This window comes from Kiritimatiella glycovorans (assembly GCF_001017655.1).
In the GTDB taxonomy this organism is placed as follows: domain Bacteria; phylum Verrucomicrobiota; class Kiritimatiellia; order Kiritimatiellales; family Kiritimatiellaceae; genus Kiritimatiella; species Kiritimatiella glycovorans.
Window position 1 is genome coordinate 462,746 of record NZ_CP010904.1, and the last position, 23,899, is coordinate 486,644.

The 23,899-nt window shown below is 63.3% G+C and carries 13 protein-coding genes and 1 pseudogene; 9 read left to right on the forward strand and 5 right to left on the reverse strand.

The genetic code is table 11. From position 1 onward, the window contains the following. Nucleotides 1-11: 11 nt before the first annotated feature. Nucleotides 12-1,325: a xylose isomerase gene (gene xylA, locus L21SP4_RS01980; RefSeq protein WP_052881091.1), complete on the reverse strand. Its 1,314-nt coding sequence runs from the start codon at nucleotides 1,323-1,325 to the stop codon at nucleotides 12-14. Nucleotides 1,326-1,502: 177 nt separating this feature from the next. On the opposite strand from xylA, the gene L21SP4_RS01985 reads away from it, so the two are divergent. Continuing rightward, complete coding sequence (locus tag L21SP4_RS01985; RefSeq protein WP_052881092.1) at nucleotides 1,503-3,275, forward strand: GH39 family glycosyl hydrolase; 1,773 nt, start codon at nucleotides 1,503-1,505, stop codon at nucleotides 3,273-3,275. A 71-nt stretch (nucleotides 3,276-3,346) separates the two neighbouring features. Beyond that, on the forward strand, nucleotides 3,347-5,164 hold the full coding sequence (locus L21SP4_RS01990) for a GH39 family glycosyl hydrolase (protein WP_082116449.1): 1,818 nt from the start codon (nucleotides 3,347-3,349) through the stop codon (nucleotides 5,162-5,164). A 66-nt stretch (nucleotides 5,165-5,230) separates the two neighbouring features. On the opposite strand, the gene L21SP4_RS01995 is transcribed toward L21SP4_RS01990, so the two are convergent. Continuing rightward, complete coding sequence (locus tag L21SP4_RS01995; RefSeq protein WP_160300631.1) at nucleotides 5,231-7,828, reverse strand: immunoglobulin-like domain-containing protein; 2,598 nt, start codon at nucleotides 7,826-7,828, stop codon at nucleotides 5,231-5,233. A 216-nt stretch (nucleotides 7,829-8,044) separates the two neighbouring features. On the opposite strand from L21SP4_RS01995, the gene L21SP4_RS02000 reads away from it, so the two are divergent. The 3 genes from L21SP4_RS02000 (at nucleotide 8,045) to L21SP4_RS02010 (ending at nucleotide 12,492) form a co-directional block, all read left to right on the forward strand. After that, complete coding sequence (locus tag L21SP4_RS02000; protein WP_052881095.1) at nucleotides 8,045-9,490, forward strand: MFS transporter; 1,446 nt, start codon at nucleotides 8,045-8,047, stop codon at nucleotides 9,488-9,490. A gap of 8 nt (nucleotides 9,491-9,498) precedes the next feature. Beyond that, nucleotides 9,499-10,929, forward strand: a complete 1,431-nt coding sequence (locus L21SP4_RS02005) for an MFS transporter (protein WP_052881096.1) — start codon at nucleotides 9,499-9,501, stop codon at nucleotides 10,927-10,929. A gap of 75 nt (nucleotides 10,930-11,004) precedes the next feature. Continuing rightward, nucleotides 11,005-12,492: a sulfatase family protein gene (locus L21SP4_RS02010; protein ID WP_052881097.1), complete on the forward strand. Its 1,488-nt coding sequence runs from the start codon at nucleotides 11,005-11,007 to the stop codon at nucleotides 12,490-12,492. Between the two features lie 69 nt (nucleotides 12,493-12,561). Here the strand turns inward: L21SP4_RS02010 and L21SP4_RS13445 are convergent. Next, nucleotides 12,562-12,723, reverse strand: a pseudogene (locus L21SP4_RS13445) (DUF1720 domain-containing protein); the annotation flags it as partial. A gap of 119 nt (nucleotides 12,724-12,842) precedes the next feature. Between L21SP4_RS13445 and L21SP4_RS02015 the strand changes: the two are divergent. The 4 genes from L21SP4_RS02015 to L21SP4_RS02030 all read left to right on the forward strand — a co-directional run bounded on the left by L21SP4_RS02015 (nucleotide 12,843) and on the right by L21SP4_RS02030 (nucleotide 20,233). Continuing rightward, nucleotides 12,843-16,175 carry a glycosyl hydrolase gene (locus L21SP4_RS02015; RefSeq protein WP_052881098.1) on the forward strand — a complete coding sequence of 1,111 codons (3,333 nt, stop codon included), beginning with the start codon at nucleotides 12,843-12,845 and terminating at the stop codon, nucleotides 16,173-16,175. A gap of 129 nt (nucleotides 16,176-16,304) precedes the next feature. Next, nucleotides 16,305-17,204, forward strand: a complete 900-nt coding sequence (locus tag L21SP4_RS02020; RefSeq protein WP_082116451.1) for a PEP-CTERM sorting domain-containing protein — start codon at nucleotides 16,305-16,307, stop codon at nucleotides 17,202-17,204. 68 nt (nucleotides 17,205-17,272) lie between these two features. Continuing rightward, nucleotides 17,273-19,765 (forward strand): beta-L-arabinofuranosidase domain-containing protein, encoded by a 2,493-nt coding sequence (locus L21SP4_RS02025; protein ID WP_082116452.1) that lies wholly within the window; start codon nucleotides 17,273-17,275, stop codon nucleotides 19,763-19,765. Nucleotides 19,766-19,876: 111 nt separating this feature from the next. Beyond that, nucleotides 19,877-20,233, forward strand: coding sequence for a hypothetical protein (locus L21SP4_RS02030; protein ID WP_144413718.1), 357 nt, complete (start codon nucleotides 19,877-19,879; stop codon nucleotides 20,231-20,233). Nucleotides 20,234-20,516: 283 nt separating this feature from the next. Here L21SP4_RS02030 and L21SP4_RS02035 read toward each other — a convergent pair whose 3' ends face one another. Both L21SP4_RS02035 and L21SP4_RS02040 read right to left on the reverse strand, forming a co-directional pair. Further along, a complete protein-coding gene (locus tag L21SP4_RS02035; RefSeq protein ID WP_052881102.1) occupies nucleotides 20,517-21,431 on the reverse strand; it encodes a glycyl-radical enzyme activating protein in 915 nt (304 codons plus the stop codon). 31 nt (nucleotides 21,432-21,462) lie between these two features. Further along, on the reverse strand, nucleotides 21,463-23,802 hold the full coding sequence (locus tag L21SP4_RS02040; RefSeq protein ID WP_052881103.1) for a pyruvate formate lyase family protein: 2,340 nt from the start codon (nucleotides 23,800-23,802) through the stop codon (nucleotides 21,463-21,465). Nucleotides 23,803-23,899 lie beyond the last annotated feature (97 nt).

The following is a 23,899-nucleotide window of genomic DNA, read 5'->3' on the forward strand; positions in this document are numbered from 1 at the left end:
CCTTTCCCGGCTTACACGTAATCGTTGAACCGGTGTTCGAGCATCTCCTGCCGTCCGGACTGGAGTTCGGGTTCGCCGTGTTCGAGGACATGCGCTTCGAGCTCCTCGAACCCGAGTTCGCCGTTTTCGATCCTGCGTCCGAATTCGCCGTCCCATCCCGCGTAGCGCTGTTTCACGAAATCGGCGAACACGCCGTCCGCGATCATGTTCGCGGCCGCTTTGAGCGCGCGGGCGAAGGTGTCCATGCCCGCGACATGACCGTAGAACAGGTCTTCGGGGTCGATCGACTGGCGCCGCACGTGGGCGTCGAAGTTCAGCCCGCCCGTGGTGAACCCGCCCGAGCGCAGGATCGTGTACATCGCGCGCGTCGCGTCGTAAATACTGGTCGGGAACTGATCGGTGTCCCAGCCCAGCAGCAGGTCGCCGATATTGGCGTCGACGGAGCCCAGCATCCCGTTGGCCGCGGCGTACTCCAGCTCGTGCTGGAAGTCGTGCATCGCGAGTGTCGCGTGGTTGGCCTCGATGTTCAGCAGGAACTCCCGGTCGAGTCCGTTTTTCACCAGGAAGCCGTGGACGCTCTGCGCGTCGAAATCGTACTGGTGCTTGGTGGGTTCTTTCGGCTTGGGTTCGATGTAGAGCGGGCCCTTGAATCCGAGCTTCTTCTTGTAGTCGACGGCCATATGCAGAAACCGGGCGAGGTGGTCGGTCTCACGTTTGAGATCGGTATTGAGCAGCGTTTCGTATCCCTCGCGCCCGCCCCAGAACACGTAGCCTTCGCCGCCCAGCCGATGCGTGAGTTCCATCGCCTTCTTCACCTGCGCCCCGGCCCAGGCGAAGACCTCCGGCGAGGGATTGGTCGACGCGCCGGCCATGAAACGGCGGTTCGAGAACGCGTTCGTCGTGCCCCACAGAAGCTTCATGCCGCGGTCGTTCTGGAGTTGTTCGGCGAGGTCGACGATCTCGTCCAGCCGGCGGTTGGTCTCCGCCAGATCGCCACCCGCTTCCGGCGCGATGTCGCGGTCGTGGAAACACCAGAACTCGACGCCGAGCTTGGTGAAGAACTCGAACGCCGCGTGCATCGTCTCGCGCGCCGCGTCCATCGGATCGTCGGGCTGGAGCCACTCGCGGATCATCGAACCCGGTCCGAAGGGGTCGGCGCCCAGCCCCTTGAAGGTGTGCCAGAAGCAGACCGCGAAGCGCAGATGTTCGCGCATCGGTTTGCCCATGACCTCTTCGTCGGGGTTGTAGTGGCGGAACGCCATCGGGTTGCGGCTGTCGGGACCTTCGTACGCGATCCGGTCGACCTTCGGGAAGTACGTCTTCATTTCGAAATCTCCTTTCGGGTGAGCCGTCGAGTCTCTTAAGCGTTTTCCGCGGTGTCAAGCATTGCCGACGCTGCGCGCCCGTCTGTGTTTTTTCGTGACATGTTTACCCGGATACATTATTTCGCCTTGTTGAACGGATCAAAACGTGGGTTGAACGACAGGGCGGTGAGGTGACTGATGCGCATGGTACGGAAGAGTCTCCTGGCGGTTTCGGGGGTGTGGATCGCGGGATTGCTCGCGGGCTGTCTGACGGCGCAGGAGCCGGAAACGAGTTTGGGCGAGATGACTCGGTTCTACCGCGGGCAGGCCGTGCTCAGCGAGAACTGGTCGATCGGCGGGCTTCAGGCCGGAGGCGAGATCTGTGTCGTCCCGGAGTATCTGACCGACCCGGATCTGGATTTTCCCTACATGAAAAAAGATTCCGCGCGCGAGCTGATGTTCACGGACCGCATCACCGCCGTGAGGTTTCTGGGCGGCATCGCCGACGATATTATCCCGCTGGAGAGCGAACACGGCGGTAAGCTGGACCTGGCGTACCGGGATGAAGACGGCGAGCTTCGTTATCGCTGGTCTTCGCTCGACCGCTTTGACCCTTTCGCCGAGCTCTTCGGCTCAAACATTACCGTAGTGCTCGACAATATTCCGTCGGCGTTCATCTCGAATCCCCACATCGACAATTACGGTCAAATCGTCCCGCCGGAGGATTACGACGAATGGTCGCGGTTCATTCGCGCCCTGTGTCGCGAACTGATTCGACGCTACGGCGAAGAGCATGTCTCGGAGTGGCGCTTCCGCATCTGCACCGAGGCACGCATTCATACCGACACTGAAGGATTCTGTCGCCATTACGATGAGACCGTGGCCGCGGTCCGCGCCGTACTGCCCGGCGCGAAATTCTCACCGTACAACGCGGCGGGGATTCATCAGCTCAGCGACCAGCATATCGATTTCTATGGAGTGCTGGAGCATTGCGCCGAAACGGGAGCGCCGTTCGATTTCGCGCCGGTTTCCTATTATTCCGTCGCCTTGACCTCAAAAGAGGCTGAGCAGAGGGGGCCTCTGGTGGTGACCGATCCGTCCGATGACCGCATGTGTCGCTGGACGGTATCGCCGGCGCTGCGCACCGAAGAGGACTACTTCCCCTTCTGGGAGCGCATCGACCGTGAACTCGGCCGCCGCGTCCCGCGCGAGATCCAGGAACTCGGCATTCTCTTTAATGAGTACGGCGACTTCACCGCCGAGCCCGGGGCGCGCGGCGCCGCCTGGCTTTTCCACCTCCTCTTCCACATGAAGGAGGTCAACGACATCCGCTACGCCTGGCACTGGCACGTCACCGACCCGATCATGGCGCCGGGCACGCCTCGCGAGGACTCTCCCCGGCTCCTGCGCGGCAACGGCTGGCTGTATTCCATTCTCGATCACACCGAGGGCGCGGATCTGTACCGCTTTGAGGTCGAGTCCAAGTCGCCCGACCGCGACCTGCTCCTTAAAGCCATCGGGTTCAAGGACGCGGACGACGGGCACAGTTATCTGATTCTTTCGGCGTTCAATATCGACCGCACCCGTCCGTTCGAACAGACCGTGACGGTCACCCTGCCGCCCTGGTTCGTCCGGCCGGAACGAGTGAATGTGCGGCAGACCCGGCTCGACGACGCGACGGATGTTTACAGGGCGATGCGCCGCGACCTCGAACGCGAAGGTCTGCTCAACCCGAACATTGCGGCCGATCCGAACGCCCTCTACGCGGTGACCCCCGTGCGTCCCGAGAAGTCGCTGGCGACCGGCGAGGGGAAGCGCTATCTCGAAAAGAACTGGGAATCCTACGAGACGATGATCCGCGACGCGTTGACCCTGAAACCGTTCGGGGGTGAACTGACCCCGTGTTCCGGCGGGACTGAACTCAAACTGCCGGTATCCACCCCGTCGGTCACGGTGCTTCGGTTCGATTAGGCGGTAAACCGGCCCATCCCGGCTGACCCGATAGAAAGCGCCGTGCGGCGCGGAAACCAGAGGAGGAACCGATGATCTTACGAATGGCGATGGCATGGATGCTTGTGGCGACGGTGTGGGCTCAGGAGCCGAATGAACTCATCGTCAAACAGAGTGAGCGCGAGCGTCTCTATCTTATGACGCTCGAGAAGATGCTCGACCTCGCCAAGCCCGTGCATCGCATCGATGCCGATGCCAGTCGCATCGGGCTGGACCTCAGGTCGGGGTCGGCGGGCTACCGCGGAGAAATTGAGCCCTTCTGGCGTATTCGCGCTCTGCCCGACCGTTGGCTCAATCCGCCCACGTGGGCCATCTCTTCCGACAAGCCCGTAATCGGCCTGCTGGAGGATTTCACCGGGCGCAACCTCAGCGAGCATCCGAAGACCGCCCTGCTCGACGAGGGCATTTCCTGCGTGCGCTTTCTGGGCGGATGGAAAAAACCCTCCCGGCCGGGCGGGGAGTACGAGGAGGGCACGCCGATTGAATCGTACGACCTCGTCTATCGCGGCGATGACGGCGCTTTGAAGTATCGCTGGGAGCGCGTGCACGGACGGCTCGACCCGCTTGTCGAGAACGGACTGACGCCGCTGATCGTGCTCGACAACGTCCCCCACATGTTTGCGGAGGGCGAGGGGAATCCGGTCTACGGCCAGCACCTGGCACCGAACGATTTCGAGGCCTGGGGCACGTTTATCGAGGCCCTGTGCCGCGAACTGGCCGACCGCTACGGATTCGAGAAGGTCAATCAGTGGCGTTTCCGGGTCGGCACCGAGATGGACAACCCGAACCACTGGGAGGGCGGGGCCGAGGACAGCCTGGTCAAATACCTCAAGACCTACGATCACGCCGCGGCGGCGGTGAAACGCGTGCTGCCCGGCGCGAAGATCGGCCCCTGCAACTTCAACAGTATGTTTGCCGGGCAGATCGATCGCAAAGTGCCGCCCATGGCGGTCTTCGAGCATTTTGCGCGCGGCACCAACTACGCCACGGGCGAAATCGGGTCTCCGGCCGATTTCGCCGCCGTCTCCAGCTACGGCATGTACTGGATGGGCGGGGAGTTCGATCATCCGCTCGCCGCCGCGTACGGATATCATCCCGACACCCTCCGCCTGCATGCCGACCTGCTCAAGCGGCTGCGGGCCACTTCGCCCCGGTTCGCCGACATCCCCATCGAAGTCCACGAACACGGGACCCTGATGAATAAAAACAACACGGTTAGCTACGAACCGGGAGCCTTCGGCGCGGCGTGGACCGCGACGCAATATATCGTCGGGATCGAGGAGGGCTTCGCGCAGATCTTTCACTGGGCGGATCACGAGGGTTTCCGCGGGAACATCATCCTTTACGGTCACGCCTGGCTGCGGGCGGTCATGGAGCGGTTCGTGGGCGGCGAGGCATGGGTGCTGCCCGTGGCGAATGCGACCGAAGACGCCTTTATCGACGCGCTGGCCGTGCGCCGGGACGGCCGGCTTTACCTGATGATCTCCGCCTACCGCGCGGAGCGGGAAGACCGCTCGCAGGAGACGGTGGAAATCCCGCTGCCGCGCAGGTATCGCGGGGCTGCGGTACGGCAGCTGCGGATGGATCACGAGACCTCGCCCTACGAACAGATGCTCCGCGATCTCAAAGCCGCGGGCGAGGCGAAGGCCGCAATCGGGGCCACCGGAATGATGGCCACGCCGGCCGGGCGTCAGATGCTGGCCGGACAGGCCGACCGCTACGTGGAGATGCAGCGCGACAGCTTCACCTGGAAGCCGTTTGAGGGGAATGTGCGGAACCGCTTCTGGCGCGGTCCCGTGCTGGAGACTCCCGTGGCGGTTCCCTCCGTCACGGTGCTGAGGATCGAGTGAGCTTTTAATGCCGGGATGCCGGTGTGTTGCAGAACCGGACGCACACAGCTTGATGGAGGGCGACCGTCAGCGAACCGGGAGTCGGACCCCGATGCGGTAGAAACCGGAGCTCGGATCCGGCGGGCTCCACTCTATTTCCCCGGCGGGAGGGGTGAGGGTAAGATTGCTCGCCACCGCACTCCATACGCCGTCGACCTCGGCGGCGTGTTCAATCCGGTACCGGCGTCCGGTGATCGCCGGCCAGCGGACGGAGAGGGACCCGCCGGTTTGGCGTCGCGGGGAAAGGCGAAGCCGCGAGTACCGGTTCGTGGGGTCGGTTCCGGCGATATACTCCTTCCATGCCGCGAAGCGGTCGCCGTCGATATCCGCCGCATCGGCCGCGCGATAGCCGCGGACGCCGAGCCCGTGATCATCGAGCCAGGCGTGCGGTGTGCCATGGCCTGTGGTTTCGGGGCCGATGTAGAGGACGATGCACTCGGGAGGCGTCAGGGTCACACGCAGCCGTGTCATGCCGGCCTCCTCGATGAGGGTGCCGTCAAAGGGCGCGAGCGTCAGCGCGCGGCGGACGGCGTCATGGTACTCGGTCAGCCGGTCTCCCAGGAATTCCTTCGACGGGTCGAACATGTTGGTGCTCGTCATCCCGCCGATCGAACCGAGCTGTTCGGGGATTGCCGCGAAGTCGCCGTCGAGCAGTCCCTCGTCCTCGAGATCGCGGCGCATCAGCCAGTGCGGGGCGTTGGTCTGTCCATACCGAACCGCCAGGAAAGAAGTGTCGGTGCCGGATGGGATCAGCGCGTCGGGGACGAGGAGGTCGAAGGTTTCCGGCTCGTGGTGGAGGCGGTCCGGGTTGAACGCGGAGGCGTAGATCCAGAGCGCATTGGTGTGGGCGGAACCGATCGCCTGAAGCTGCGTGGAGGGTTCTGCGGGGTCGGTGACGGTAAAGGAGTAGCCCTCGCCTCCGCGCGAGCGATCCAGCGTCGCCAGAAACCAGCCTGAGCTCGTGAGTACGGAATGAAGCCCGCGGGTCGTGCGAAAGCGGTCAAAGATTCCCCAGTGATAGTAGCGGTCGAGACCCCGTTCGCGAAGGCCGAGGATCGTCTGCATATGCCACGCGGCGCCGCGCGCGCCGGGCTCGCCGGTCGGAAGGCCGCTCTCGCATTTGAGGATGCCGAACTCGTGGATCTCGCGGGAGACGTCGCAGGTTTCCGGCAGGCGGTCTATCGTCGCGTCCCAGAAATCGGCGTCCTGATCGACTTGCGCCGCGGGGTTGTGCGGGTGCCCCGGTTGAGCGACGTAGGAAGAGATGGCGATGAAATCGAACGGGCTTCCCGTTTCTCCCGTGGCGTAGCTGATCCCGCCTGCGCAGTGTTCGGCAAGCGCGAACATGTCGACGTTGTTTGCGGAGGGATTGCTCTTGCCGCCCGCATTGTTGAACGGTCCGAACCCGGCGCCGGGCAGGACGCTCCGGATCGCGGCGGCGGAGTAGTCGTAGATCTTGAAATACTCCGTCTGGCTTCCGTCGAAGCGTTCACGGCTCTGGCATTCGGTGCCCTGCCGGAAGCGGAAGCCGTTGGCCGTCTCGAAGCCGTAAAGATCGACAAGTGCGACGCACATATTGGAGACGAACGTGCCCCATTCCGTAAAGTCGGCCGGGGCGCGGACCTGGCCGTAATGCTGGGTTACGGTGTTTTCGGGGAAGCACCAGGGGATGTTGTCCAGTACCAGCGTGAGGTTTGTGTATCCCGCATCGATGTAGGGGTCGAGCCGCGCCTCCAGTTTGTCCCACCGGTACTGCAGTTCGCCCTCGCCGTTCCGGTACACCAGATCCGCGGCCGGTCCGTCGGGCTGTTCGGCCTTGTCGTCATCATGCCACCCTCCGATCAGGCGCACGACCGTGCAGGCGTCGGCAAACGGGATCTCCTCGTCCGCCTCCGGGTCGCGCATGCGCGGGGCGAATGAGCTTCTTCGGATGCAGGCCGGGTAGGCCTCAAACCCCTGGCCTCCCGTCAGCCATTCGCCGATCACCGGCTCGCCGCGCCAGAACGGGGTCCACGCGCCGATGTATTCCGGGTCGTTCGGATCGGTCGAGGGTTCGACGCGCAGGGTGAAGTTGGTCGAGCCCACCGCCGCGTTTTTGCGCGCCGTCGCCGTGACAAGGACTTCGATCGCGTTGCCCCCGACACAGGGCCCCGTGCGCGGGCGGTAGACCGTCCCCTCCGGGCTGATTACCGACGGCGCGGACGTCGTCCAGATCAATTCCGCGTTCTGCGCGACGTTGGTCGAGAAGGCGACATCGCCGCGTACCGAGTCCGCGGAGTCACCGGGCGCATAGGTGATCTCCGTCTTCACCAGCGTCCGTTCCACCGACGCCGTGTCCGTGTCGTCCGTGCGGAAGAAGAAGGGATCGGACCACGCAACGCCGAGGGTGTTGCTCGCCCTTGCGCGGAAGACGTAGGGCGTGTCCGGTTCGAGATCGGTAACGAGATACTTGAAGGACCCTCCCGCGCTGTGGGTCAGCAGGAGGGTGTGCGTCCAGCCGGTCAGGGCGAGGCCGCCGTCCGCCGTGCCCCAGCAGAAGTGCAGATCCGCCGGATCTTCGGAGGTGAAGCTCGCGTCGAGCCAGCCGTAGAAATCGCGCATGCCGTGCATTCCGACCGAATCCATGATCGGGGCCTGCGCCCCGGCTCCCAGCGGAAGCAACACGATCAATGACGTCAGGCCAAGCCTGCAGCACCATCGTTTACACGCAGTTTCCATATTCGCACCTCAACCTCTATGCTGCCACGCCCGCAGCCGGCGTTCGAGAAATTCCTTGGCACCCGCTTCATGCTGTGCTTGATTATTTCGATACCTTAAGCTGCGCATACCGGGAGGCGGTACATGGCGGATGACCCTGCGGTGAAAAAAGGACACGCACACCACAAGACGGCGGACAAGGACCGCGTGGGGCTTGGCCGCAAGATCGCCTACGGTTTCGGCGGGCTGGCCGAGAACACCATGCACAACGCGGTCAACAACATGGCCAACCCGGTGTTCAATGTCGGCTTCGGGGTCGCACCCACCCTGCTCGGAATCGCCACCTTTATCTTCCGGCTGTGGGACGCCATGACCGACCCGTTCATGGGGGTCATCAGCGACCGCACCCGCACGCGCTGGGGACGCCGCCGGCCGTATATCGTCCTCGGCGCCGTGTTCTCCGGGCTCTTTTTCGCCATGATCTGGTGGTGCCCGCGCGATATGAGCGAGGCGGCGTATTTCGGCTGGTTCCTCGTCTCGGCTCTCCTGTTCTACACCGCCTTCACCGTGTTCGGCGTACCGTACCTGGGAATGGGCTACGAATTGAGCCCGGACTACCATGAGCGGACGCGGATCATGTCGTTCCGCACCTGGTTCGCGTCGGTCGGCGGATTCTGTATCCAGTGGCTGTTCTGGCTGACCCAGCGCGATATGTTCGACGACACCATCGAGGGGATGCGCTACGTGGGGCTTGGCGTGGGCCTGCTGCTTATCGTCACGGCGGCGGCCCCCGGCCTCTTCATCAAGGAACGTCCGATCTCCGAGGTGGAGGGGAAGAAAACCCGGGCGAGCCTCACGTTCGGAAGCGTGATCTCGGTGTTCAGGGTCAAGCCGTTCCGGTACATCTTCGGCGCGCTGATCGCCGCGGTCGCCGGGATGTTCACCGTCATTATTCTCGGATTCTACATCAACGTCTATTACCTCTTCGACGGCGATCTCAAGGCGGCCTCGACGGTGATCGGGGTCAGCGGCTCGTTTTACCACATCTGCTGCCTGCTTTCCGTGCCGATGATCGCGGCCGTCGCCACACGGATCGGCAAGAAGGGGACGCTGCTGATCTTTATCGGCCTTGCCGTGATCGGCACCTTGCTCAAGTGGTATCTCTACCTGCCCGAAGCGCCGTATATGCAGCTCATCGTCGTGGCGCTCATGGCACCGGGGCTGTCGGCGGTATGGACGCTGCTCGCGGCGATGAACGCGGACGTGACGGATGTCGACGAACTGGAGCGCGGCGTACGCCGCGAGGGATCGTTCGGTGCAATCTTCAACTGGACACTGAAGCTCGGCTTCGCCGTGTGTTTTCTGCTGGCGGGGATCATCCTCGAAGCCACGGGGTTCAACGAGCAGCTCGGCGGCAACCAGCCCGAAGGCACCATCACCGCCATTCGCGCACTGTACACGCTCGTGCCCGCGAGCGGCCTGGTGATTTCGATGGTGATTATCTGGTTCTATCCGATCGACGAGGACAAGGCGTACGAGACGCGCAACAAGCTTGAAGCGATCCGTGGCGAGCAGGAGGTCGAGGCTTAATCTTGGCCATGCACGGACATCGGCAAAAGCATCATAAGACGGCGGCCAGGGACCGTGTAGGCTTCGGCGGCAAGGTGGCGTACGGACTCGGCGGGCTGGCCGAGAACACGATGCACAACGCCGTCAATAACCTCGTCATGCCGATTTATAATATCGGCTTCGGCGTCTCTCCCGTCCTGCTGGGCATCGCGGCGAGCATTTTCCGCCTCTGGGATGCCATGACCGATCCGGTCATGGGGGTGATCAGCGACCGTACCCGTACGCGCTGGGGACGCCGCCGCCCGTATATCGTACTCGGCGCGATCTGCGCCGGGGTCCTGTTCGCGATCATCTGGTGGTGCCCGCGGGGCATGAGCGAAATCGCCTACTTCACCTGGTTCCTCGTCTCGGCGCTCCTGTTCTACACGGCGTTCACGGTCTTCGGCGTCCCCTACCTGGGACTCGGGTACGAGTTGAGTCCCGACTACCACGAACGCACACGGGTGATGTCGTTCCGCACCTGGTTCGCGTCGATCGGCGGCATCCTGATGCAGTGGCTGTTCTGGATGACCCAGCGGCCGGTGTTCGACGACACGATCGAGGGCATCCGCACGGTGGCCATCGGCGTGGGCGTGGTTCTGATTATCACGGGAATAGCTCCGGGCCTCTTTCTGCGTGAGCGACCGATCCCGGCCGCGGAAGAGCGGAACACGCGCAGCCGGATCAACCTGGCCAGTATCGCCTCCGTCTTCAAGGTCAAGCCCTTCCTCTATATCTTCGGGGCCCTCATCTCCACGGTGACGGGGATGTTTATGGTGGGCATGCTGGGATTCTATATCATCGTTTACTATCTCTTCGCCGGCGACCTGGGTGCGGCCTCCTTCGTCGTCGGCGTCAGCGGCTCCACGTATCACGTCTGCTGCCTGCTCTCGGTCCCGCTCATCTCCTGGACCTCGTCGCGGATCGGTAAAAAGGGTGCCCTCCTCATCTTTATCGGCCTCGCCGTGGTCGCGACCCTCCTGAAGCTCGTGCTCTACACACCGGAGAACCCGTACCTGCACCTGATCGTCATCGGGATGATGGCGCCGGGGCTGTCGGCGGTATGGACGCTGCTCGCGGCGATGAATGCGGACGTGACGGACGTGGACGAGCTGGAGCGCGGCGTGCGTCGCGAGGGGTCGTTCGGCGCGATCTTCAACTGGACGATGAAGCTGGGATTCGCCGTGTGTTTTCTGATCGCGGGGCTGATCCTGGAGGCGACGGGGTTCGACGAGGCCCTCGGCGGTGACCAGGCGGAGCACACGCTGCTGGCGATGCGCATCCTCTTCTCGCTCGTGCCCGCCGCCGGCCTGCTGATCTCGATGGTCCTGATCGCCCTCTATCCGATCAATGAAGAGAAGGCCTATGAAGTGCGGGCGAAACTCGAAGCGATTCGCGGAGAGCAGGAGGCGGCCACATAAGCAGACGGGCCGCCGCCATTGCGCGCAGGGGCGAAGGGCTGCGTTTTTGAGCCAAACCGGAAAAAAGGAGGGACCATGAATCGTGCTGATTTTCTGAGCCTGTCGGCGATGACCGGGGCCGCGGCGGTGCTGCGGCCGGGGATGATGAACGGCGCAACGGGCTTTCGAAACGTCCTTATCTTTACGGTGGACGACATGGATTACATGTCGCCGAATTTCGCCGGCTTTCCCGTCAAGGACGGGCTTACGCCGAATATGGACCGGCTCGCAAGCGAGGCGCTCTACTTTTCCCGCGCCCACGTGAGCTGTGCGGTCTGTCAGCCGGCGCGGCAGTCGACCATGACAGGCAAGCACCCGCACGTGAACGGATCGATGGGATTCGTGTCGGTGCCGGAAGGTGTCCCCAGTCTCCCGGAAATTCTGATGCGGCACGGCTGGTTCACGGGTTCGACTAACAAGGGCCGCGATTACAGGTCGTTCGAGTGGTCCCACTTCATTCCGGGTCACGGCGGTCGCGGATTCGGCCGCGTACCGGAAATGCTGGCCGGTGACGTGAAGACGTTCATCGGGGAGGCGCGCAAAGAGGAGAAACCTTTCTTTATCGGCGTGCACACCGGCGATCCGCACCGCGGATTCCCGGGCAGCGAGCAGTCGAAACAGAAGGTGCAGAAGGTGAAGGAGGATTTTCCGCAGGCGAAGGACCGGATTTTCGCGGCGGATTACGACGACGTCTGCAGTCCGTCCGAGGCCTGGATACCCCCGTACCTCCCCCAGCTTCCCGCGATCCGCAGGGAGATGGCACAGTACTATAACGGCGTTCATCGTGCGGACCAGTCGCTGGGCGCCGTGTTGAAAACACTGGAGGCCGAAGGCGTGCTGGAGGAGACCCTCGTGGTCTTCTACAGCGATAACGGGGCTTCGTTCCCCACGTCCAAACAGAACTGCTACCCGTACTCGACCCGGACGCCGCTGCTGCTGCGCTTTCCGGGCGCGAAGGGCGGGGGGCGCGTCGACCGCGACCATTTCGTGAGCACCATGGACGTGATGCCCACGATCCTGGATATCCAGGGGCTGCCCGCGCCGAAGGATATCAACGGCCGCTCGCTCGTGCCGCTGTTCAGGGGCCGTCCGCAAAAGGGCCGCGATCACATCTTCACCACCTACAACTACGTCAAACCCGGCGTGCAGGTGTGCCCGAAACGCGCCATCCATACAAAGAAATACTCATATATCTTCAACCCGTGGCCGGACGGCGAGACGGAGACGCGCGGGGAGCGGCAGAGCGGTTTGACGTTTGCCGCCATGCAGGCGGCGGCGGAGACGGACGAAGATCTGGCCGAACGGGTGGACTTTATCCTGCACCGGACGCGCGAAGAACTCTACGACCGGGAAAAGGATCCCTGGTGCCTGAACAACGTGATCGACGACCCGGACTACGCCCGGGCGAAGAAAAACATGAAGGCGCTGATGGAACGCGAGATGCGCACAACCGGCGACCCGCTCCTGAGCGCGTTTCTCGAAGGAGGATCGTTCCCGGCGGAATGGTCGGAGTTCAAGGGATGAGCCCGGGGAGGATCCTTCATTCAGCCGATCCCTCCATCTGGAGGGACGGGTTACACCCCATCCGTCGGGTTAACCTTGAAGGGACGGGTTATACCCCGTCCGGTTCCTTTGGAGAAACGGGTTACACCCCGTCCGTTTCTCCTGGAGGGACGGGTTACACCCCGTCCGTTTCTCCTGGAGGGACGGGTTACACCCCGTCCGTTTCTCCTGGAGGGACGGGTTACACCCCGTCCTCTTTGCGGTCGGCGTTGGAGGGACGGGTTACACCCCGTCCTCTTTTGCGGTCGGCGTGGAAGCCGACCCTCCATTCCGTCGTTCGCCCCCGGATATTCTCAACATAGGAGCGCATCATGAATAGAAACTGGACCCTCTGGGCCGTCGCGGCCCTTACCGCATCCACACTTTGTGCCGGCGCGGCCGGCGGTGCGCCGCGCGATGCCCTGGAAGCCGGATTCGCCGAACCCCCGCCGGAAACCCGTCCTTACGTGTTCTGGTACTGGGTCAACGGTCACATTACGGAGGAGGGCCTCGACGCGGATTTGGACGGGTTCGTGGACGCGGGCGTCGGCGGGGTGTACATCCTGAACGTCATGCGCATGTTCCCGAAGGGGCCGGTCGAGTTCAACTCGCCCGAGGGGATGGCCCTGATCAAGCACGCCATTCGGGGCGCGGGCGAGCGGGGGCTCGAGGTGGTCCTCTACAACGGCGCGGGCTGGTCGTCGAGCGGCGGGCCGTGGATTACCCCCGAATACGCGATGCAGAAACTGACCTGGAGCGAGACGCGCGTGCAGGGCGGGAAGAAGGTGGAACGGGTGCTCGCCCGGCCGCCGGTCATCGAGACCTACCGCCCGGAGTTCTTCGGTCCGGAAGAGACGCTCGACTGGTATCGCGACGTGGCCGTTCTCGCCTTCCCCACGCCGGAAGCTGAGCAGGCCCTGCCCGGCGAACCGGAAATCACGGCCAACGATCCGGACTTCGACTCTTCAAAGCACGGACACCCTTCGCCGTATGTCTTTTCGCGGCTGAAGACCTCGGCGGAAAAGGCCGGGGAGATCGTGCTCGAATATCCCGAACCGTTCACCGCCCGCAGCGTGCGGCTCGACGTGCACCGGAGCTGTACGCCGACCATTCGTGAGGGATTCCTCTTCGCCTCGGACGACGGCGAGTCGTGGCGCGAGGTGCGGTCGTTTCCGATGGGGGACCGAATGCCGGTCGAGGCGCCCTTCGCCCCCGAGCACGCCCGGTTCTGGAAACTCCGGTTTCCGCTCGAGCGCGGGGCGGGCGAGGTCCGGTTGACCGGGCTCGCCGTGCAGCCCGGGTACCGCATCGAAGACGGATCGGCCAAGGCCATGTTTCACGACCACGGGCTCGATGACCCCGCGCCCGCGTTTTCCTCGCCCGCGCCGGAGAAAGACGCGGTGATCCCCTTGAACCACGTGATTGATCTCTCGGAGCATATGGATGCCGAAGGGCGACTCAGCTGGAAGGCCCCGCCCGGCGACTGGACCATCCTGCGCCTCGGACGCACCCCCACCGGCGCGCTGAACTCGAATCCGGCCTACGGCGGCAGCGGGCTCGACTGCGATAAACACCGCGCCGAGGCGGTGGACTTTCAGTGGCGTCACGCGCTGAGCCCCTACTTCGACGACCCGGATGTCGCCCCGCACATCGACGGGGTGCATATCGACAGCTGGGAGGTCGGCGCGCAGAACTGGTCGCAGGGATTCGGCGAGGCCTTCGAGCAGCGGACGGGCTACGACCTGCGCCGGCTGCTGCCGGTGATGACCGGTCGGGTGGTCGGCGACCTGGAGATTTCCGAGCGCTTTCTCGGCGATGTGCGGCGGGTGGTGACCGGGTTGATCGCGGACGAGTATTTCGCGCACACCCGTGACCGGGCGGCCGAAGCGGGCGCGCTGTTTTCAAACGAACCCTACCACCAGAACCAGTTCGACTCGTCCGACGCGGGGATGCGGGTCGACGTGCCGATGTGCGAGGTCTGGCGCGGGGACCGGGTCACGCCGGCGTTCTGGGCGAAACTGGGCGCTTCCCCCGCTCACGTCGCGGGGAGGAACATCGTCGGCTGTGAGTCGTTCACGTCCAATACGCGTCCGGAGGACGGCGGTGACTGGTCGACGGATTTCGACGATCAGAAGCTGACCGCGAACGTGATCTTTGCGGGCGGGGTGAACCGGATGGTTTTTCACGTGAGCGCGCACCAGCCGTGGATGAACGTCGTGCCCGGCATGACCGTCGGGGGCTGCGGCCAGCATTTTGAGCGGACGAATCCGCTCTGGTGTCACGGCGCGCCGGCGTTTAACCGTTACGTCTCGCGCTGCCAGTATCTCCTGCGGCAGGGACGTTTCGTCGCCGATGTGCTGTACTCGTGCGGAGAGGATTCACCGAGCAAGTCACTGGACGTGAAGGGGGATCTGCATCCGGGGCGCGGGCTGGACTACGACGTCTGCAGCCCGGAGATCATCCTGCGCGATCTGAGCGTGGAAGACGGCGATCTCGTCCTGCCGCACGGCATGCGCTACCGGCTGCTGGTGCTGCCCGACCGTCCGGCGATGAGCCTCGCCATGGCACGTAAGCTGGAGGAACTGCTCGAAGCCGGGGCGACGATCGTGGCCGCCCCGCCGGAACGGACGACCGGTCTGTCCGGTTATCCGGATTCGGACGCCGCGTTGAAGCGGCGGGTCGAGGAGATCTGGGGCGAAGGCCGGGCATGCCCCGATGCGGGTCGACGCGTGGGGCAGGGGACCCTGTTCTGGTGGCGGCCGGTCAGTGAGATCGTTGCGCGGATGGATATTCCGCCCGATTTCCGCGCGCCCGTCCCGGATCCGCGGACGCCCTACCTGCACGTCCACCGCCGCATGGAGGACGGAACCGAGATCTACTTTGTGGCCAATACGCAGCGGAAGGAAGCGGAGGACGTCGACTGCGCTTTTCGGGTCACGGGAAAACGGCCCGAGCTGTGGGACCCCCGGACCGGGGAGACGCGTCCGTTGCCCGAATATTCCGTCGAAGGGCCGATGATTCGTGTGCCGCTGGATTTTGCCCCGCTGGAGTCGTACTTCGTGCTCTTTCGTGAGGCGGGTGCGGCGGAACCGTCCGCGGAGGTCAATTTTGCGGAACGGCCCGTGATGCGCGAGATCGGCGGTCCGTGGCGGGTCTCGTTCGACCCCGAATGGGGCGGACCGGAGTCGGTGATGTTTGCGGAGCTTACGGACTGGCGCGATCATGAGGACAAGGGCGTCCGCTACTACTCCGGAACTGCGGTGTACCGGCGCACGTTCGAAATGGCGCAGGTGGAGGCGGATCGGCGCATGTTCCTCGACCTGGGCCGTGTCGAGAACGTGGCGACGGTGCGGCTCAACGGCCGCGAGCTGGGGACCGTATGGTGCGCGCCGTGGCGGGTCGAGGTGACGGGGGCGCTGCGCGAAGGGAAGAACCGGCTTGAGATCGAGGTCAGCAATCTGATGGTCAACCGCATGATCGGCGACGAGCAGTTGCCGCTGGACTACGAGCGCGATGCGCGCGGATGGCCGAAAAGCATTCCCGAATGGGTGACCGGGGATAAAAAGCGCCCCAGCGGGCGATATACTTTCGCCACGTTTACTCCCTGGAAAGAGGACTCGGAACTTCTGCCCTCCGGGCTGCTCGGACCGATGCGTATCAGGTAGGGCGCGTCGCCTTCCGTCCCCGACCGCCAAAAAAAATATTGACCGGTTAAATCTTTCTGCTAGTTTCGTGGCAGAGGGGGGTGATTGGGGAAGGTTGATCATTGCATTCACATTCAAGGAGGGAGACTGATGAAGAAACTAAGTATGGCCCTGGTTCTCGTGATGGCCGCCGTGCTCTGTGCCGGTGCGCAGACGGAACTTACGTTCGATAATGACTGGGAGGGTTTTAACGGTCGTCTTGATCAGGGGTGGAACTGGGAGAACAACACCCAGCCCCTGCTCAGCAGCAATCGCGTCGGGATTCTGACCGGGAGCGAACCGAATCTCACGAATTACTGGTCTGCCGGTGCGTTTGACGATTACTGGATCGAACAGCGTGGCGGAACCTTCGCCGACGACGACTATGAGATGAGGATCCGCTATAACGCCAGGTACACGCTGAATGACACGGGGAATGACGGTTCGTACACGAACATTATGGTGACGGATCAGCAGCTGAGTCTGTGGAGTAACGGCGGAACGAATTGGTTCAATCTGATCGCGGGGACGGTGTACGCCGATAAGACCTTTGCGAACAGCGACCTGAGCCGGCTGACCCTGAGCAACGCCATGGTTACGATCCTGACCAACGCGATCAATAACAACGCGCAGATGACGGCGCTCTCCGGGGGAACCGGCATCTGGCACCAGATCAACGGAACGACGATTCCGGAGATTGATTTTGAGGACCCCGACGGGGATCCAACGGTCGGCGACAATCATTTCATGGGTGCGTTCGTGTGGGAGACCAACGGTGGAAGTGCCCTGATCCCGGCCCAGTGGAAGTGGTATATAGGGAATGAAGATATCACGTATGCCGGTCATGCGATGCAGACCACCAACGCAGCCAGTCCGTATTATTGGGAAGATTACGTCTCGCTGTCGGACGACAACACGACGCTGACGGTGATTCCCGAACCGGCCACCCTCGGGATGCTCGGTCTCGCGGCTGCGGGGCTCGCCGTCCTGCGGCGGATGAAGCGTGTCTGAGTGGTCGTGATCGCGACGCCAACCCCCGGCGATCAGAATCGGCGGGGGTTTTTCTTTTAGGGGGAGAAATGAAGTTGTATCAGGGAATGATGGCGATGGCGGCGCTCCTGCTGGCGGGGGCGGCTTCGGGGGCCGAAGATCGGGCGGGGACGTATCCGACGCATCTCACCCTGTTGCGCAGCGGAGAGGTCCGGCCGCGGGGGTGGATGCTCGAACAGATGCGCGGCGATCTGGAGGAGGGCTACATCGCGCACTATGACGAGATCAGCCCCATGGCCGCGCAGGACATCTTCGTGGACAACAAGTCGAACTACGAAGAGCCGAACCTTCTCCATTCGCCGATCAAGCGGAAGGTCAAACCCTGGTGGTGCGGAGAGGTCGAAGGACTGTGGAAGGAGTCAGTTACGCGTCTCGCTTTTCTGACCGGTCAGGATCATTACAGCGAGATCGCGCGCGGCTGGATCGAGCGAATCATGGCGGACCAGCCGGAGAGCGGTTATCTCGGCATGTACCGTCCGGAAGTCCGTCTCCAGCACCGTCAGGAAAACGGTGAGCTGTGGACGATGACGCTCGAGATGCTGATGATGCTCTCCTTCTACGAGTACACGGGCGATGCCCGGGTGCTCGATTCCGTGACACGCGGCGTCGATCTGGTTATGGAGACCTACGGCCCGCACAACTACTACTTCGGCTGGCACTACGGCTCGAGCGGCGGGGGCTGGACACACGGGCTCGCGTTCATGGATATCCTCGAATGGCTGTACCGGATCACGGGCGAGGACCGCTATGCCGACTTCGCGGAGTTCCTGTACCGCGAGGACTGGTCGCCGAAAGGTGAGATCAGTGTCGCGCCGCTGCTCGACGAGAATCACACCTTTTCCACCCACGGCGCCCACCTCGGCGAACAGTTCATGGTGCCATTTTTTGTGAACGCCGTTCGGCCCGCGTCGGACCTGGAGGAGGCCACGGCCAACGCGATGGACATCCTGGAGTACCACTTCACCCCCGGCGGATGCATCCAGAGTGCCGAGGGGGTGGAGCACCGTCGCGGGAATGCGGACTGCGCGAAGGAGTACTGCACGATCCTTCAGTTCACGCGGGCGTTGAATAAGGTGTCGATGTTCACGCTCGACCGCCGCGCCGCAGAATGGGTGGAGCGGATCGCCTGCAACGCCGCCCAGGCCGCGCGCTTTCACCCCTACCTCAAGGCCGTGCAGTACACCTCCAGCGATAACCGCCTTGAAATCAACGAGGCCGGGCGCGGGCATCGCGACGCCTATTCCGCCTGCCACGGCGCGCCCTGCTGCGCCATGAGCGGCGCGCGCTACATATCCTATTTCGTCGAAAGCATGTGGATGCGCCGCACGGATCACCCGGGACTCGTCCTGATGCAGTACGGGCCGTGCGAAGTGCGGACCCGGCTCGGCGGCACCGGCGTGGCGATTCGTGAGGAGACGGTTTATCCGTTTTCCGACCGGGTGCGCCTCGCCATCGAAACGGAAACCCCCGTCGAGTTCACCCTCTACCTCCGCCGACCCGCATCGGCGCGGCGCATGCAGGTGAACGCGCCGGACGGCGCGAAGGTCCGCGATGAGGGAGGGTTTCTCGAGATCCGCCGGCGCTGGCGTACGGGGGACACCGTGGAGCTGGTCTTCGACTACCCGGTCGAAAAGATCATGCAGCCTGCCTCGGAGACGGTCTGGAGTGACGAGGGAGGCTGCTATCTCAAACGCGGGCCGCTGGTGTTCGCGCTTCCTCTCGAACATACTATCGAGCCGATTGAGGAGTATTTCGATTCCGGTCATCACCGGTTCGATGTGAAAACCCTCGATGCCACGGGGTGGAACTACGCGATCGATCCGGACGAACCGTTTGAACTCGTGCGCACAGAATCCGCCGGAGAAAAACACCCCTGGGTCGAGCCGCCTCTCCGACTGCGCGGTCGGCTCGTCACGCGCGGAGGAGAGAAGGTCGAAGTCGAACTCGTTCCGCTCGGGTCGACCAAGGTCCGGCGGGTTGTGTTTCCGCTCCATTCATCGTTAACCGACGAACCTCCGCTGCCGGAGGGAATGGCGTTGAGCGAAGGGCGCGCGCTGCTCTTTCACGACAGCTTCGAGCCCGGCGGCGAACGATTCGTGCGGCTTCACGGCGAAGCGGACGGATCTCTGCCCCTGGTCGCAGATCCCTCGAGTGCACGCGGGGGGCACTGTTTGCGTCACGCGGAGGGCAATGGATACTTCACCGTGAAACTGGGTGATCCGAAGCCGTCCTCACGTTACCTGATCGGATTCTGGGCGCGGATGCCGAAGACCTCGCGCGTGCTGATCTACGCGCTTGATGAGGCGAAAGGCGAATGGGATGAGGGGAAGATCGGCGTCTTCCAGGGGATTCCGTCGCGATGGAAGTACTTCTGTCTCGAGGCGGAGGGGATCGCCGAAACGCAGGACACTCTCGGCCTGCATCTTGCCGGCGGAGCGGAGATCGATGACCTGCGTGTGATCGAAATCGAACAGCCCGGTCCGGGCCGCGAGAAAATCAAGGCGCACGGCTTTTACTGGTGAACGTGGTGTAATCACGCAACGTTGTAGAGGCGGCTCTATGAGCCGCGGGGCGTTTCACAGAAACACCGCTACAGGGCGGGAGGAAGCGATCGGACGCATCGAATACCACTTTTGACAGTGTGGAATTCGTATGTGGCCGCGCAGCTCATGTGGGATCCGTCTCGTTCCGGCGAGGATCTGCTGCGCGAATTCACCGGAGCCCTCTTCGGCCCGTCGAATCGCGAGCCTATGGCGGCGGTGCTCGAGGACTATGAACAGGTGAGCTGCCACCTGTGTCCGGGTCGTCAATCCAATGACCCCGCCCTCGTGTTCGGCGGGGCGGAAGAGCGGATGGCACGGTTGCACCACGCGCGCGAGATTCTGGGGCGGAGAAATACGTCGGAGTATATGAACAAAAACGTCTTTCCCCGCTATTGGAAAGATTGTCGGAATATCCGCACTCAGCAGGATCTCCGCGAACCCCGATAATCCGTGGGGTTATACGGGGAGGGTCGGCTTCCACGCCGACCGCAAAGGGGACGGGGTGGAACCCGTCCCTCCAACGCCGACCGCAAAGGGGACGGGGTGGAACCCGTCCCTCCAACGCCGACCGAAAAGAGGACGGGGTGGAACCCGTCCCTCCCACGCCGACCACAAAGAGGACGGGGTGGAACCCGTCCCTCCCACGCCGACCATCAAGAGGACGGGGTGGAACCCGTCCCTCCAGGGAAGACGCCAGGGACGGGGTGGAACCCGTTGCTGCGGGTTGGATTTACACCGGACAGCCCGCCTCTCGAAGCCAGGCCGTCCAGCGGGTCTTCTGCTCCTCGCTTGCGGTTTCAGCTTTAAGCGGCGGGACCGGTCTTCCGACACGCGCGCCCTTGGCCTCTCCCATCGCGTGATACGGCATGATCTCCATGCCCTCCAGCGCGTCCGCGTACCGGCGGTAGAGATCGGCGAGCCGGCGCAGGTCCTCATCGGAGTCGTTGCGGCCGGGGACGAGCGGGCACCGCAGCCGGACGTGGCCGCCCCGTTTCAGAATCCGATCCAGGTTGCTCAGAATCAGGTCCGTCGTAACCCCGGTGTTCGCCTTGTGCCGGTCGGGGTCGAGCCCCTTGACGTCGAACAGAAACAGGTCGACGACCTCGAGGATCGCGTCAAACCGTTCGGCGGGGGCATGGCCGCACGTTTCGAGGCAGGTATGGATCTCATTCTCCCGCGCGGCGGCAAGCAGTTCGGCGGTGAATTCGAACTGCGCCATCGGCTCGCCCCCGGAGAGCGTGACTCCGCCGCCGGATCGATCGTAGTAGCGGCGGTCTTTGAGCACGGGTTCCATGACCTCCTCCACGCTCATCTCCCGGCCCTTGATCTCGAGCGCCTCTGCCGGGCAGGTCCGAACGCAGGCGCCGCAGGCGGTGCATGAGGCCCGGTCGATCGCGTGTTCGCCCGTGGCGGGATCGAGGTGGTGGACCCCGTTCCGGCAGGCCGCGACACAGGCGCCGCAGGCCGTGCAGCGTTCGGGAATGAAATAGAGTTCCCGTTGAAACGAGATCGACTCCGGATTGTGACACCACGCGCAGTTCAGCGGGCAGCCTTTGAGAAATACGGTGGTGCGGATCCCCGGCCCGTCGTGCAGCGAACAGCGGTGGATGTCCAGAACGAGTCCTGTTCGTTCTCGAGCTTCCATGCCCCATATCCTCCTGTCCCCGTCGGCGGGCTCAGTACAGCGTCCGGTGCAGCACTTCCTGCTGTATACGCTCTTCCAGATCAATGAACCGTGCAGACCATCCGCCGACGCGGATCAGGACGTGCGGGTATTTCTCCGGATGCTCGATGGCGTCCTCGAGATCGCGCCGGCCGACGACGGTGACATTCGCCTGCTGGCCGCCGTCGCCGAAGTAGGCGTCGAACAGCGCCTCGGTCTTGGGGCGGTTCTCTTCGTCGAACATCGACTTCGACAGTTTGAAATTGGTGATGTAGCCCCCGTTTTCGATCGGGGTTCCGATGATCGAATTGAAGAGGGCGGTGATGCCGTTCTTATCGCGTCCGGCCAGCGGGCTGTTGCCGATGGAAAAGGCCTCGCCGCGTCTGCGTCCGTCCGCGGAAGCGCCCGTTTCGTACCCGAGCCGGACGCCGCCGGGGTTCACGCTGCTCATGATATAGTAGTGCAGATCCGTGCCTTCGATCGCCTCCGCAACGGCCCGGTTGCAGAAGCGGTTGACCTCGTGGACCATCGCATCGACGTCCGGTTCGTCGTTCCCGTATTTCGGGAGCGCCAGCAGCTCGCGCCGCAGCGCCTCGTGATTTTTGTAGTCCGCATCGAGGATCGCGATGAGCTGCGGGAGCGTGTACTTCTTGTCCTCGTAGACGAGGCGGCGGATGTTGTAGAGACTCTCGCCCGCGGGGGTGCCGCCGAAGCCCTCCGCGCAGCCGCCGCGATAACGGATCCCTTCGATCAGCCCCGCGGCCTTTTCAATGCAGTCCTCGCTCAAAATCGCATTGAGCAGAAAGGCGCAGTCGGCGCCTTCGATCCGGTACTCGATATCGTGGCAGCGGGCGGAAATGCGTGCCAGACAGCTTACCTGTTCCCGGAACGCCTCATAGAGCTGATCGAAGGTTTCGAACGTCCCGGGATCGCCGGTCTCCGGTCCGTTTCTGCGCCCGGTCAGGGCGTCGCGCCCGTTGTGCAGCGCCGCTTCGAGCGCCTTGGTGATGTTCAGTGCCGTGTTCGGACTGCCGATACCGATTTTGTTCAGGCTGTATTCGCCGCATCCGAGCGGAAGGTAATTCACGGCGTCTTCCATCGGGAGGTTCATGATCCGCGAGACGCCCTCGATGCAGCGGTCGTCGTTGTAGAGCATGGGGTAGAGGCAGCCCTCGCCGATCACGTCATACGCCTTGCTCATCACGGCCGGATCGATGCCGTCGTAGAAGCGCAATGTCATGGTCGGAAGGATCGAGCGCTTGCGCCGCGTGGTCTCCATGGCCACGATCGCGAAGCGGTCGGCGTTCTTTTCGTTGCGCCGTCCGCGCCCGCCGAGGGCCAGGCGGCCGCCGGAATTGACGGTGTAATCGTCAATCATCGTCCAGAGCGAGGTCAGCATCTCAATGGCGTCCTCATCCGTAATGACGCCCTGGTCTATGTCGTGCGCGTAGAAGTCGCCGAGGTAGACGTCCATGCGCCCGCAGTCGAACGTCTCAGCCATGACCGCGTAGAGGCGGTAAAGCTGGATCGCCTCGAAGAGCGACTCCGGTTTGCGCTGCCGTACCGCATCGAGGGCCCCGGCGATGCGTTCGAGTTCGCCCCGCCGCTTCTCCGTCGCTCCTTTCATCTTCGCGCGCGCTTCTTCGGCGTAATGCGCGCAGGCGGATTTCACGGTATCGAGCGTCATCAGCATGGCTTGAATGACAGCCTTTTCGTCATCGGTCTGCGTGCGCTTTCCACGCTCGATCAGCTCGTCCGCCAGGCCGTTGAGGCCTCGCTGAAGCAGTTTGTCGTAGTCGGGCAGCATGCCGGCGATCCGGCAGGATCCGATGTGCAGGATCGGGCCCTCGCCCTCGCGCAGCGTGTAGGGGAGGATGCTCTGCATCGGGTACTCGCACAATTCGGGGGGGAGGGCCTCGTTGAATCGTCGCCACGTGTTTTCCTGTTCCCAGAATGCGCGGAGTTCTTTGAGTTCGGCGGCGTATTCGGGGTGCTGCTGCGCGAGATAGGTCATATATTCGGAGTGGACGCAATAGCCGGCCTGCTGGATGCGGGGGCCGAGGGTGCTTGCCGGGTCACCCGTATCGACCGCATCCTCGGTAATTGGCACGCCGTCGACGATCGTCTCGTCGAATCCCTGGACAGAGACCTTCACCAGGTAGCTCGCCTTCTCCATGATGCCGGCGAAGAGGTCTTTTTCGCGGATCGGCTTGAGCAGGGCGGGGAACTGGGTGCGCACGCAGTGCGCCTCGCGCAGGGCTTTGGGATCGTCCGCGTGTTCCCGGTAGGCCCGGGTGAATTCGATCGCCGAGCGAATGATCCTCTTTTCGAACAGGGTTTGCTCGTTTTGCATGGGGCGTACTCCTCCTGATCGGGCAGCGCTTTGGTGTGCTTTTTTCTTCATACGGTTAAGCTAAAGGAAAAGTTCCATGCGTGCCTCTCCGATTCGG

Bases quoted from the DNA above. Each gene is read 5' to 3' on its own strand.
- L21SP4_RS01985 (WP_052881092.1), top strand. From the start codon at position 1,503: ATGCGCATGGTACGGAAGAGTCTCCTGGCGGTTTCGGGGGTGTGGATC.
- L21SP4_RS02005 (WP_052881096.1), top strand. From the start codon at position 9,499: ATGCACGGACATCGGCAAAAGCATCATAAGACGGCGGCCAGGGACCGT.
- L21SP4_RS02040 (WP_052881103.1), bottom strand. From the start codon at position 23,802: ATGCAAAACGAGCAAACCCTGTTCGAAAAGAGGATCATTCGCTCGGCG.
- L21SP4_RS02025 (WP_082116452.1), top strand. From the start codon at position 17,273: ATGAAGTTGTATCAGGGAATGATGGCGATGGCGGCGCTCCTGCTGGCG.
- L21SP4_RS01990 (WP_082116449.1), top strand. From the start codon at position 3,347: ATGATCTTACGAATGGCGATGGCATGGATGCTTGTGGCGACGGTGTGG.
- L21SP4_RS02015 (WP_052881098.1), top strand. From the start codon at position 12,843: ATGAATAGAAACTGGACCCTCTGGGCCGTCGCGGCCCTTACCGCATCC.
- xylA (WP_052881091.1), bottom strand. From the start codon at position 1,325: ATGAAGACGTACTTCCCGAAGGTCGACCGGATCGCGTACGAAGGTCCC.
- L21SP4_RS02000 (WP_052881095.1), top strand. From the start codon at position 8,045: ATGGCGGATGACCCTGCGGTGAAAAAAGGACACGCACACCACAAGACG.
- L21SP4_RS02035 (WP_052881102.1), bottom strand. From the start codon at position 21,431: ATGGAAGCTCGAGAACGAACAGGACTCGTTCTGGACATCCACCGCTGT.
- L21SP4_RS01995 (WP_160300631.1), bottom strand. From the start codon at position 7,828: ATGGATTCGGTCGGAATGCACGGCATGCGCGATTTCTACGGCTGGCTC.
- L21SP4_RS02010 (WP_052881097.1), top strand. From the start codon at position 11,005: ATGAATCGTGCTGATTTTCTGAGCCTGTCGGCGATGACCGGGGCCGCG.
- L21SP4_RS02020 (WP_082116451.1), top strand. From the start codon at position 16,305: ATGAAGAAACTAAGTATGGCCCTGGTTCTCGTGATGGCCGCCGTGCTC.